This window comes from Calothrix rhizosoleniae SC01 (assembly GCF_900185595.1).
GTDB classification, from domain to species: Bacteria; Cyanobacteriota; Cyanobacteriia; order Cyanobacteriales; family Nostocaceae; genus Calothrix_A; species Calothrix_A rhizosoleniae.
In genome coordinates this window covers 1-11915 of record NZ_FYBH01000391.1, presented here as the reverse complement: position 1 = coordinate 11915, position 11915 = coordinate 1, and the positions used below count along the sequence as shown (strand labels likewise).

Below are 11915 nucleotides of genomic sequence, written 5' to 3'. Positions count from 1 at the left end.
ATTCTGGTATTGAATTAATTAAGGAATATGGCGAATTACCTTTAGTTGATTGTTCTCCAGGACAACTGAATCAAGTATTTATGAATCTCCTGAATAATGCAATTGATGCTTTAGAAGAAGCTGAAAAATTGCGCTCCCCAGAAGCACAGCAAAATCATTCTAGTCGGATCTGGATTCGCACGGAGAAATTAAGCGATCGCAAAATTGCAATTTACATCAAAGATAATGGTAACGGAATACCTAGCCAAATTCATCATCAAATATTTAATCCTTTCTTCAGCACGAAGCCTATTGGCAAAGGTACAGGATTAGGATTATCAATTAGTTACCAAATCATTGAGAGTCATAATGGTCAAATTGGTGTGACATCTGATCCATCTTGGGGAACTAAATTTAGCATTGAGTTACCCATTGGGTATTTATGACAGGTTACTTATTACTCCCCCCTAGAGCTATAAGAGCGATCGCCATAGGCAAAATCCGATGTTCTTCAATTTGAATCCTGGCGTGGAGAATTGCCAAAGTATCATCGGGTAAGATGGGTACTGCGGCTTGCATTAAAATTGGGCCGCTATCCATTTCTAAACTCACTAAATGTACGGTACAACCAGTTATTTTTACACCCGCAGATAAAGCTTGCTCAATGGCCTTAATCCCTTTAAAACTGGGTAATAAGCTGGGATGAATATTCACTATCTTGTCAGGGAAAGCATCAATTAAAACTGGAGTGACTAAGCGCATCCAACCAGCCATAATGACCAAATCTGTATCATAGTCATGTAAAGTGGCAACAATGTTGCTATCTAATTCTTCCCGTTGTTGATATTCACGGTGATTTAATAATACTGTTGGTACACCCCAATTCTTTGCCCTAGTTGCAGCATAGGCATCAGGGTTATTGTAAATTAAAACTTGGATTTGGGCATTGAGTTTTTGATCTGCAATAGCTTGAGCGATCGCTTCAAAGTTACTACCATTACCAGAAGCTAGTATACTCAGTTTTACTGGAGGATATTCCCACTGTTGACTATGAATATTCGGGGAAATCAAGCTGGGAGTAGAATCAGAACAAATAGCCATAACCGCCGGGAGAAAAATTGTTAGATGCCCAAAATTTATACTAAATCTTGGTTAGATAATGATACCGTTGCTGCCGGAGTTTTTTTGACACCAGCAGTAATTTTGTTGAGTATTTTTGTTTTTTTCCCCATATTCTATTTGTTTTATCTCAGCTTTACGGCTGGAAGTTTCACAGCTAATGGTGCTTATTGGGTAGGGCTCAAAAATTATTGGCGTTTGTTCCTCAATCCTGACTTTTTGCAGGTGATGGGTAATACTGCCTATTTTACAATCGCCACAGTTATCCCCAGTTTAATCATTCCTTTAGGGTTAGCTGTATTATTGAATCAGAATTTCCCATTCCAAGGGGTTTTACGTACAGCCTATTTTTTACCTTCAATTATTTCTATAGTGGCGGCTGGTTTGGGTTTTCGCTGGTTATTTCAACTCTATGGGCCAGTAAATAGTATTTTAGAGACTGTAGGCATTAAACCCATTGCTTGGCTGGGAGATACTTTTTGGGCAATGCCAATCTTAATTATTTTAAGTGTTTGGAAGCAGTTAGGCTTTAATATGGTAGTGTTTCTAGCTGGTTTACAAGCTATCCCCAGCAGTCGCTACGAAGCTGCGGAATTGGATGGTGCTAATAGTTGGCAACAATTTTGGTATATTACCTTACCTGGATTGCAACCCACATTCATATTTGCCCTGGTGACGACGGGAATTTTTACCCTACGGAGTTTTGAACAAGTATATGTGATTACTGGCGGTGGTCCTTTAAATTCAACCAACTTATTGGTTTACTACATTTACCAAGAAGCCTTTGGTCAATTTGATTTTGGTTATGCGGCGGCTGCGGCTACTATACTGTTAGCGATCGCTCTTGTCCTAGTGTATTTCCAGCTACGTACCACGAAGGAATAATTTGGGTCATGAAGAGGCGGGGGAGCAGGGAGCAGGGAGCAGGGGAGAAATCCCATATATAAATAGGGTGCCGTTAAGCGTAAAAGTCTTTTGGTAGGGATTAGGGAGTAATTCCAGCCTCTTTATTTCTATTCTTTTTCTGAGTCCCCCCATCAAAATCTGCGATTTGATGACTCCCGATTGGTGGGTTGTTCAAGCCCCACCACATCGGTATCTCCGCGTCTCCCCCTCTCCCCGTCTCCGTGTCTCTTCTTGACTAGGGGTAAACCTGTTCCCAATTCCCAATTTCCAATTCCCGATTCCTATATTTTGCTTACCCGCAGTTATACTCAGGTTAAATAAGTATAATCAACAACTATTTAATCTATGGAGTCAGTACTTTGATTGAACTACTGGGTGAGTTCTTGCTAGGGACTATTTTCTGGGTATTTGGCGAAATCATATTTTATCGGCTGTGCTATTTTACAGGTGTGGCTGTGATTCTTCTGGTCAGCCTGGGAAAATATTACCCTGGTAAATTAATTCAGAACAAGAAACTGCGTCAAACTCAAAGAGCCGAAGGAAATAAATTCACTTATGTCAAAGATAAAAAGAGATACATCAGTTATGATGGAGCATCACAAATTGGTCTTGCCTTTTGGATTATACTGATACTGATATTATTACTTAAATCGTTTGCGTGATCTGCACAAACTTGGCTAGTTATTAAATACCCAAAAACTCTCTAATTTTTAAGTTAAATTACATAAGAGTAAAGCCTCCATTAACACATAAATACTGCCCTGTGACAAATTTTGACTCAAAACTGGCGAAGTAAAGCACTGCTTCAGCAATATCCTGGGGATTACCCCACTCCTGCATGGGAATTCTCACTTGGTAAGCATCCTTTTTTTCTTGAGAGACACCTTCATGACGTTCTACAGGAATCCATCCGGGAGCAACAGCATTGACTGTGATACCATAGGGTGCTAATTCCCTTGCCATACTGCGTAATAAGATGTTAGCTATGGATACTCCTGCTAAGGCATCTATTGCTTGCAAATGACCCAAAAAAGCCACACTGATTAACCCCGCTAGAGGAACCATCAGATTGGAAAGAATATTGGCGATCGCTAAGCGGTAGAAACGAGGTACAAAGTTATATTTTGCTGGAAGTGTTATGTTCATGAGTTAATTAATTATGTAGCTTACTGTTCGCAGTTTGAACCAGTGAGTTTCCAAATAATACCAATTTGAAAAATGATAGCCACAGATGGAAAGAAAAGCCGATGTAGTAAATCTTTCACAATCTAAAATCCGAAATGGTATAAGCCCATTGGGTAACAAGATAAGCAGTTAGGGACTTCCTGAAAATAAATTATCCCAAAATAATAATAATTAGTCTCGGCAGCCTTTTTATCTCCGAGACTAATGCATGTTGCCAATCACAATACTTCATTCAATATCCATGAGTTCCAAGGTAATCGCATTAATGAACGCTTATTGATAATATTTTAGGCGATCGCTTTGAACCCTGAAAAAGCATCAATTTTCCTGCATTATGCAAATGTACTGTAATGTACTTTGAAATTTGACAAAATTCTATTGCTCCTGGTGCATGATTTAAGCAAGTTGTTCAGTTTTTGCTTTTTCAGACATAGATTCTTCTTGGGAGGAAGTTTTTTTAGTTTTCTCCTCTTGTTGTTCAGTTGCTTGTTTAACTTGTTGCAGGTGAATATTATTAACTTGATTGATAAATAATTCTACCGCTTGACTCACCCTTTGTTGCTGTTCAGTTTCTTCAACAATGTCATAACAACGATAAGCCGGTGTAATTCCCAAAATAAATTTTTCTTGTTCTGCTTCTAGCAATTCAACAATTGTGTTAGCTACAACTGCATTTTTTTGAAAAGGAAAAGAAGTAACAATACTAGCAATAATAGAAGCAAGAGCAGGACAAATTACTGGTAGCCATTTAAGCCAATTTTGTCCTGCTTCTAGTTTGTCTACCAACACCAAAATAGGTGTTATACCTGATAAAATAACAGTGGCAATTTGCAATACATAGTAAAAATTTCTTGCCAAATTTCTAGTCTTTTTGTAATCATTAATTAGTTCTTGGCAATACTCTAAGGCTTTGACTCTAGCAGGGATAATTGTATTATTTTCCAAAGAATTACCATGAGTTAATAAAGAAGTATAAATTTCAGCTTTTTTTTCTATTTCAGCCTTTTGAGCTGCCTTTCGAGCATTTTCAATTGATTTTCTATTTAGTAAAAACAAAAAAAATGTAACTGCTAAAGCTCCAGTCCCAACTATGAGATATTGTTGATTACTAGAATCAAAATAAATGATTAGAGCAGCACCAATGAAAACTGCCGCTAATAGATAATCAATCAGCTTTAAGAATAAGAGCATTTTTCACTTAGAAAAGACAACCAATTAGATGTACATATAATTTATCACTCAATTACTCAATTAAAAGTTGAGTAAAAAGACTGTAAAAACTTATTTGTACGAACAATCAAGTATATAGCATGAAGTAGCATTAAATACAAGCTTTGTGATAAGTCGGTAAGACATAAACAAGCAAATATTTTAATGTATAAATTTTTCTAAAGCTTATCCAGCAAAGATTTCACTATATAATCTCAAATAGAATGATAACTATGAACCTGCCAAAGACAGTCAAAATTTCTGGATAGAGGTAGTCAAGGTTACAACTTTTTCTACCGAGTTAATTTAAAGAAAATTAAATTGTTTCAATAATACTTGAGAATATTAACCTATCAAGTCTCATTAATAATCCTGTGATAGAAGATGTGAACTTACTAGTTTCAACCTAGGATACCTTGATATAAAATACCTAAAATTTTATTTAATTCGTTAATATAATAATTATTTAAATCAACAAATAATTCAGTCCCTGATAATTTTAAGAATTTCCAAATATCTCCTGTAATCACTGCTCCATAAATAGTTTGAATGTGATTCCCTTCTTGTTCATTAAATAATTGTGCTGCTAACATTGTCGCCATACATTGCCCTAAACCACCTTTAATATTTTCATTTTTTGCTTCTACAATAATCATGACTGGTGCATTTATGGTTAACTGTTCTGGGGAACGACTGATAGCAAAATCACAATAACCATTCAGCCCTTTTTCAATATCAACATTAAAATCTGTACCGGAAAATAAACTAATCTGATAATTTTTTTACTTCTGACCTCTAGCAAAATAGGGGTAATTATCATTTCTGAACGGGCTTTTTTTGTATTAATTGCTAAAGCCAATTCAGTAGTTTCATTTAAAGTATTTGTAAGTATATTACTTCTTTCTGCTGGTTCAATATTGGCAAATAAATCAATTTCTTCATCAATATGAATATTGAATTTTTTTTTAAACTTACTTAAGGTAAAGTCACTGTAAGCCATTGGGATTATAGCGCTACGCGCAAGTAATAAGTAATCAGTGAACCACCGCAATAGCTTACCTTCTGCCTTGCCCAAAGGGCAGATAAAAACAAAATGGCTGGATTGTTATCTTAATCCAGCCATTTATCTAAGTTCAAGAACTAAACTTACTTAGCAGTAGCAGCCTCTCTTTCCTTCGCTTCCTTAATTACTTCTTCCGCTACATTAGCTGGACAAGGAGCATAATGGGAGAATTCCATAGAGAACTGACCCCTACCGGAAGTCATGGTACGTAAATCACCGATATAACCAAACATCTCACTCAAAGGAGCATCCGCTTTGATCCGAGCCCCTGTAGGTGTTGGATCCTGGGACTTAATCATGCCGCGACGACGGTTTAAATCACCAATCACATCACCCATATAATCCTCTGGAGTGAACACATCAATTTTCATAATGGGTTCTAGCATTTGTGGGCCCGCTTTAGGTAAGGATTGGCGATAAGCAGCTTTAGCAGCAATTTCAAAAGCGATCGCGGAGGAGTCAACAGGGTGGTAAGCTCCATCTGTAAGGGTGAATTTGACGTCTACACAAGGGAATCCTGCCAGTACACCTTTGTCAATACTAGTTTCAAAGCCCTTTTGCACAGCAGGCCAAAATTCCCTAGGTACGTTACCACCAGTAACTTTGGACTCAAACTGGAAACCAGTACCAACTTCACCAGGTTCAATGGTGTAATCAATTTTACCATATTGACCGGAACCACCGGACTGCTTTTTGTGGGTGTAGCTGTCTTGAATGACTTTGGTAATGGATTCCCGGTATGCTACTTGGGGTTTACCCACTTCCACTTCTACACCATGGGTACGGTTAAGAATATCAACTTTGATATCCAGGTGCAATTCACCCATACCCTTGATGATGGTTTCACCACTTTCCTGGTCTGTTTCCACCCGGAAGGATGGGTCTTCTTGAACCATTTTACTCAATGCCATACCCATCTTCTCATCACCACCCTTCTTCTTGGGCTTAACTGCAATGGAAATTACAGGGTCTGGAAATACCATTGGTTCCAGAGTAGCGGGATTTTTGGGGTCACACAGGGTATGTCCGGTTTGGACATTCTTCATCCCTACAATTGCCACAATATCCCCTGCTTGAGCCGAGTTGATTTCTTCTCGGGAATCGGCGTGCATTTCCACCAGACGACTAACACGCTCGGTTTTTCCGGTAGCAGTGTTAAGGACTGTATCACCTTTGGATATAGTACCAGAGTACAAACGGGTAAAGGTCAAAGCACCAAAGCGATCATCCATAATCTTAAACGCTAGGGCGCGCATGGGCTTCTCTGGATCGACAATCGCCACATTACCAGTCTCATTTCCTTCCAAATCCACTTCTGGCTGGGCTTTAACTTCTGTGGGGTTAGGTAGGTAGTCTACAACCGCATCCAGAACTAATTGTACACCCTTGTTTTTGAAGGAGGAACCACAGTAGGTAGGGAAGAAAGAAAGATTAATGGTTCCCTTACGGATGCAACCCTTAATCTCATCAAGTGTGAGTTCTTCCCCTTCCAGGTATTTTTCCATCAGTTCATCGTCTTGCTCCACCGCCATTTCAATCAGCTGTTCGCGGTAAGCTTCCACATCATCCTTCATTTCAGCAGGAACTTCCTGGATTTGATAATTCATGGGGTCTCCAGAATCATCCCATACCCATGCCTTACGAGTCAGTAAATCCACGACCCCAACGAAGTCTCCCTCAGAACCAATAGGTAATACCATTACCAGGGGTTTAGCACCAAGTATCTTATCTACCTGGTCAACAACCCGGTAATAATCAGCACCCATACGGTCTAGTTTATTAACGTAGATGATGCGAGCAACTTCAGAGTCATTGGCATAACGCCAGTTGGTTTCCGACTGTGGCTCCACACCACCGGAACCACAGAATACACCAATACCGCCATCAAGTACCTTTAGGGAACGATAAACCTCAATGGTAAAATCAACGTGACCAGGAGTGTCAATGATATTAAATTGATGGTCATTCCAGAAACAAGATGTTGCGGCGGACTGAATGGTGATACCTCGCTCTTGTTCCTGTTCCATGAAGTCCGTTGTTGCCGCACCTTCATGTACCTCACCGATTTTGTGAATTTTACCGGTCAGCTTGAGGATTCTTTCTGTGGTGGTGGTTTTCCCTGCATCTACGTGGGCGAAGATACCAATGTTTCGATAACGAGTGAGGTCTTTCATTTTTATATATAACTAAGTGCTAGAAACCGTTGGGGACTACCCTCAAGTAGTACTCAAAGGAAATCGGTGTTGACTTCGTAAGCCAGCAAGGGCTGGGTGAATCTGTACCGTCTGGGACATTCTAATTGCTTTTTATGCCTGTGGTGACGGTAACAATAATTAAACAATTATAAAATATCGTAATGTACACCGGAAAGCTGTAATTTAAACAGAACTTTAATTAATTCTTTGTAATTATTCATTGCTCTTACTGGATCAGCATTTCAGGACTTCTTCTCATAATGCCAACAAGATGAATAATATTCGTCCGAGGTTCGGTATACACAACATCTGTTTTACTGGCTCAGGGAATTATCAAATTTAACTCGCTATGCGAGAAGGAAGAAGTAAAAAGCCTACTCCTGTGAGGGGCACGGTACCAGTAAGATAATTTTATACACCAAAAGATTGTGGATGCCGTACCCTTACGAAAAATGTATGTGTGGCAAACATTATTTGAATTGGTATAACCCTCAACCCTCACCGAAAAAGAATAAGGATACAAGCCCCCAAATTTATTTATGGAAAAATTTAGAAACAATTGTGCCGCGATACATAAGCACAAGGCTCAATAATTCCTTATTTTCAAGCTCCTACATTCATATATGGGATGGGTTTTCTCCCTTGCTCCCCGCTCCCTGCTCCCCTGCCTCTTTCTGACTCTTAATGGCACTTAACGGCTCTAATTTGCATCTACCTCCGTATGGCGATATGCTTCCAGGGTATTAATTCACAACATCCTATATTTCCTGGCATATGTCAGTGTTTTTGCTTTTTCTCTAAATAAGTTCAAATAAAATTATCAATGACTCAGTCAAACTCATCATCGCCAAAGCCGAGTGCAATTAATCTGGTTTTTGTTGCTTTTATTGCAGTAGCAATTCTTTTTGCAGCTTATACCAACAATATGGAAGCTGTGACCAAAGCAAGTTTTGAATCTGCTAAAGCTGCTGTGAGTTTAGCGATTAATTTAATCGGAGTCATGGCACTTTGGTTAGGGTTAGTACGTATTTTAGAAGCAGGTGGTTTAATGTATACCCTTGCTAAATACCTACAACCTTTAATGATCAGATTATTTCCTGATGTTCCCCCTACACATCCAGCAATGGGGACAATGATTCTGAATATTTCTGCTAATATGTTGGGCTTGGGCAATGCAGCTACTCCTTTTGGGATTAAAGCAATGGTTGAGCTGAATAAAATTAATCCCTTTAAAGGAACTGCTACTAATGCAATGTGTTTATTCCTGGCAATCAATACCTCTAGTGTTGCCCTATTTCCTCTTGGTGTAATTGGGATTCGGGCTGCGGCAAATAGTAATGATCCGGCGGGAATTTGGCTGCCAACTTTACTTGCAACTTTATGCTCTACGGTAGTAGGAGTTTCAGTGGCATTATGGTTAGGAAAAAGAAGTAAAAAATCCGGTGAAATAGAATCCCTGAAGCCAGGATTGATAGATGACAATGATAATTTAGCAGCAGAAAATGAAGTATTTGCAGAACCAGATTATTCCCATCTGCTTTATCCCGCAGGTAAAGCCTCCCAATTAATAGCTTGGTTATTTATGCTGGGGTTTATTGGTAGTTGGATTTATGGAGTAAATAAAGTTGGTAATGTTGGGGGATTTTTCAACCAAGATTTTCTTTCTCATTGGTTAATGCCTGCCTTAATGCTATCAATTATTGCCTATGGGGTGGGACGGGGAGTCAAAATTTATGAAGCAGTCACAGAAGGGGCAAAACAGGGATTTGATATTGCTATTCGGATCATTCCTTTTTTAGTAGCTATTTTAGTGGCGATTGGTATGTTTCGAGCATCGGGAGCAATGGATGCGATCGCTAATGTTTTAAATCCTATTACCAGTTTAATTCAGCTTCCAGCAGAAGTATTACCAATGGCTCTAATTCGTCCCCTTTCTGGAGGGGGTGCATTAGGTATTATGAGTGAATTGATAGAAAAAGCACCAGATTCTTACAGTGCCTTTGTTGCCTCAACCATGATGGGAAGTACAGAAACAACTTTTTATGTGCTTGCTGTTTATTTTGGTGCAGTGGGAATTACTCGCATTCGTCATGCTTTAATTGCTGCTTTATTAGCTGATGCTACTGGATTAATTGCTGCCTGTTTCCTTTCACCTATATTTTGGACTAATTAAGGAGGTTTTGTAACATGACTATCGACACCAGTCGTCAAATTACTGAAATACCTATTATTTGGTTGAGTGGTGTCGATCGCTTGCGGGGTGAGGATTTGAGCTATGTGTTTGACCCTATTTTGAGGAGCATTTATAATGTTTTTTCAGAGTGGTGTCGATTTGGAGGCTGAAACCCTTACTGGGTAAAGACTCCTCAGCTAACTCCCTACCGATTGGGTTAAATCGGATTAGTTGGAAACATGGTAATATCCGCCATCGGGGCGAAAAATGTTACCCCTACCGATTGGGTTAAATCGGATTAGTTGGAAACATGATAGTATCATACGCTCTTTTTGCCGTTGCCCCTACCGATTGGGTTAATTCGGATTAATTGGAAAGATTGCATCTTTGTAGTCGTTTGAGAAAGGTACAGTTATAGCACTACCAAAGCATGTTAGGACATTCTTGAATTTCGAGAATCCATGAAAAATCAAGCTTTTAGTCTGAAAATATGTCCTAACCTAAAAGCGTAGTGCTATAGCCCTGAGCGGAGTCGAAGGGCTAACCCAATTACATAGTGTTATAATTCATCAATTAATATTGCAGATATGAGTTGTGAGAAGCGAGTATGAAACCTCCAACTAAACCCATATACGATAATTACCACGCCCATGTTTACTTTGACCAATTAAGTCTGGAACAAGCCACTGAGTTATGCCAGAAAGCAGGTAAATTATTCAACATTAAAGTTGGTCGAATTCACCAAAAGCCAGTGGGACCCCATCCCTGCTGGAGTTGTCAGTTGTCATTTTCATCTCAAGAATATGAAAAATTGATCCCCTGGTTGGAGTCAAATCGAGAGAATTTAAATATTCTCGTTCATGGACTGACTGGAGATGATCTTCAGGATCATACAGAACACGCTGCTTGGATTGGTGAACCACAGGAATTGATATTAAGTATTTTTGGTGTTTAATGTTATACCATTTTGAAAAAAGAATGGGACAGATGGGTAGGGAACATCCACAATCTTTCAATATATAAAAGTATCTTATACCATTTCTCTAAATCCTGGCTACAGATAATTCTCCCTCTGCTGTCCATGTGTAGTTTGATTTTGGAGAATTGGTATTATTGGTGCCGTGCCCTTACGAAGAATTTATATGTTGCAAACATTCTTTGAATTGGTATTACCTATATTTTGAGTTTTGTATACATATTTTGATATAAGTTAAAAACTCTGCTATATCTTAACCTTAAAGTGTTAGGCACAATTATTCCACATGACGAATGGCACCAATTATCAACCACCTATAGATCAGCTATTAAGCTTTGGTGATTGCTATGGAACTAAAAACCAATGGCATGACTACATTGTAAAATTAGGTCTTAATTCTCAACATATTCCTGACCTAATTAGGATGGCGGTAGATGATAAATTAAATGGGGCAGATTCGGCAAGTCAGGAAGTTTGGGCACCTATTCATGCATGGCGTGCATTGGCACAATTGGGTGCAAAGGAGGCGATTGTGCCATTGATGAAGCTATTCCATGAATGGGAAGATAATGATTGGGTAGCTGAAGAAATGCCAAAAGTTTATGGCGCTATAAGCCGGAAACTTGACGCTGTGGGTATGGCAACCAGCACTCCTTCGGGTAATATTAGTCATGTTGTTGTCACTGCAATTCAAAATTATTTAGCGGAGGAATCTCATGGAATATTTCCCCGTATTACTAGTGTTAACTGTTTAACAGAAATTGCCCAACAGTCTCAAGATGCACGTTCACAATGCATTGATGTATTAACTAAGCAACTAAAATTGTTCGCTCAAAATCCCACTGAACTCAATGGTTTTATTGTCGCTTCATTAATTGATTTACAAGCAATTGAGTCTGCATCAATTATTTACAGTGCTTTTGTTACAGAAGCACTCCCAGAAGATATTGTTGGTAGTTGGGATGATGTACAGCAGATTTTGGGTGTAAGTGCTGATGACTTACAGTTAGTTACCGATGTGTCAGTAGAATCAGAAATTACTGATGATGTGGTGGGAACTGTTACACAAACCATTGATGAGGATATGGACACAACAGCCCCTACAGATAG

Annotated in this window: 10 protein-coding genes and 2 pseudogenes; 7 read left to right on the top strand and 5 right to left on the bottom strand. The window is 38.9% G+C overall.

The window, feature by feature from the left end; all coding sequences use genetic code 11:
• On the top strand, positions 1–425 hold a 425-nt coding region (locus CALSC_RS23940), incomplete at its 5' end, for a sensor histidine kinase (RefSeq protein ID WP_143288356.1).
• Positions 426–429: 4 nt separating this feature from the next.
• Here CALSC_RS23940 and purN read toward each other — a convergent pair.
• Positions 430–1080 carry a phosphoribosylglycinamide formyltransferase gene (gene purN / locus CALSC_RS23935; protein ID WP_088243737.1) on the bottom strand — a complete coding sequence of 217 codons (651 nt, stop codon included), beginning with the start codon at positions 1078–1080 and terminating at the stop codon, positions 430–432.
• Positions 1081–1104: 24 nt separating this feature from the next.
• Between purN and CALSC_RS23930 the strand changes: the two genes are divergently transcribed.
• Positions 1105–1983, top strand: a complete 879-nt coding sequence (locus CALSC_RS23930) for a carbohydrate ABC transporter permease (RefSeq protein ID WP_088243736.1) — start codon at positions 1105–1107, stop codon at positions 1981–1983.
• Between the two features lie 380 nt (positions 1984–2363).
• Positions 2364–2666, top strand: a complete 303-nt coding sequence (locus CALSC_RS23925; RefSeq protein WP_088243735.1) for a hypothetical protein — start codon at positions 2364–2366, stop codon at positions 2664–2666.
• A 58-nt stretch (positions 2667–2724) separates the two neighbouring features.
• Here CALSC_RS23925 and CALSC_RS28090 read toward each other — a convergent pair whose 3' ends face one another.
• The 4 genes and pseudogenes from CALSC_RS28090 to fusA all read right to left on the bottom strand — a co-directional run bounded on the left by CALSC_RS28090 (position 2725) and on the right by fusA (position 7635).
• On the bottom strand, positions 2725–3150 hold the full coding sequence (locus CALSC_RS28090) for an SDR family oxidoreductase (protein ID WP_088243734.1): 426 nt from the start codon (positions 3148–3150) through the stop codon (positions 2725–2727).
• Positions 3151–3585: 435 nt separating this feature from the next.
• Positions 3586–4380, bottom strand: a complete 795-nt coding sequence (locus CALSC_RS23915; RefSeq protein WP_088243733.1) for a DUF4231 domain-containing protein — start codon at positions 4378–4380, stop codon at positions 3586–3588.
• A 419-nt stretch (positions 4381–4799) separates the two neighbouring features.
• Positions 4800–5398: pseudogene (locus CALSC_RS23910) on the bottom strand (hypothetical protein).
• Positions 5399–5544: 146 nt separating this feature from the next.
• A complete protein-coding gene (gene fusA / locus CALSC_RS23905) occupies positions 5545–7635 on the bottom strand; it encodes an elongation factor G (protein ID WP_088243732.1) in 2091 nt (696 codons plus the stop codon).
• Positions 7636–8479: 844 nt separating this feature from the next.
• Here fusA and CALSC_RS23900 point away from each other — a divergent pair.
• The 4 genes and pseudogenes from CALSC_RS23900 to CALSC_RS23890 form a co-directional block, all read left to right on the top strand.
• Entirely contained in the window at positions 8480–9829 is a 1350-nt protein-coding gene (locus CALSC_RS23900) for a nucleoside recognition domain-containing protein (protein WP_088243731.1), read from the top strand.
• Positions 9830–9843: 14 nt separating this feature from the next.
• Positions 9844–9999, top strand: a complete 156-nt coding sequence (locus CALSC_RS26765) for a hypothetical protein (RefSeq protein ID WP_159460688.1) — start codon at positions 9844–9846, stop codon at positions 9997–9999.
• Positions 10000–10436: 437 nt separating this feature from the next.
• Positions 10437–10784, top strand: a complete 348-nt coding sequence (locus CALSC_RS23895) for a DOPA 4,5-dioxygenase family protein (protein WP_088243730.1) — start codon at positions 10437–10439, stop codon at positions 10782–10784.
• 307 nt (positions 10785–11091) lie between these two features.
• A pseudogene (locus CALSC_RS23890) lies at positions 11092–11915 on the top strand (HEAT repeat domain-containing protein); the annotation flags it as partial.

Excerpts from the sequence above, each read along its gene's own strand:
- CALSC_RS28090 (WP_088243734.1), bottom strand. The coding sequence starts at position 3,150 with ATGAACATAACACTTCCAGCAAAATATAACTTTGTACCTCGTTTCTAC.
- CALSC_RS23915 (WP_088243733.1), bottom strand. The coding sequence starts at position 4,380 with ATGCTCTTATTCTTAAAGCTGATTGATTATCTATTAGCGGCAGTTTTC.
- CALSC_RS23900 (WP_088243731.1), top strand. The coding sequence starts at position 8,480 with ATGACTCAGTCAAACTCATCATCGCCAAAGCCGAGTGCAATTAATCTG.
- CALSC_RS23895 (WP_088243730.1), top strand. The coding sequence starts at position 10,437 with ATGAAACCTCCAACTAAACCCATATACGATAATTACCACGCCCATGTT.
- purN (WP_088243737.1), bottom strand. The coding sequence starts at position 1,080 with ATGGCTATTTGTTCTGATTCTACTCCCAGCTTGATTTCCCCGAATATT.
- CALSC_RS23930 (WP_088243736.1), top strand. The coding sequence starts at position 1,105 with ATGCCCAAAATTTATACTAAATCTTGGTTAGATAATGATACCGTTGCT.
- CALSC_RS26765 (WP_159460688.1), top strand. The coding sequence starts at position 9,844 with ATGACTATCGACACCAGTCGTCAAATTACTGAAATACCTATTATTTGG.
- fusA (WP_088243732.1), bottom strand. The coding sequence starts at position 7,635 with ATGAAAGACCTCACTCGTTATCGAAACATTGGTATCTTCGCCCACGTA.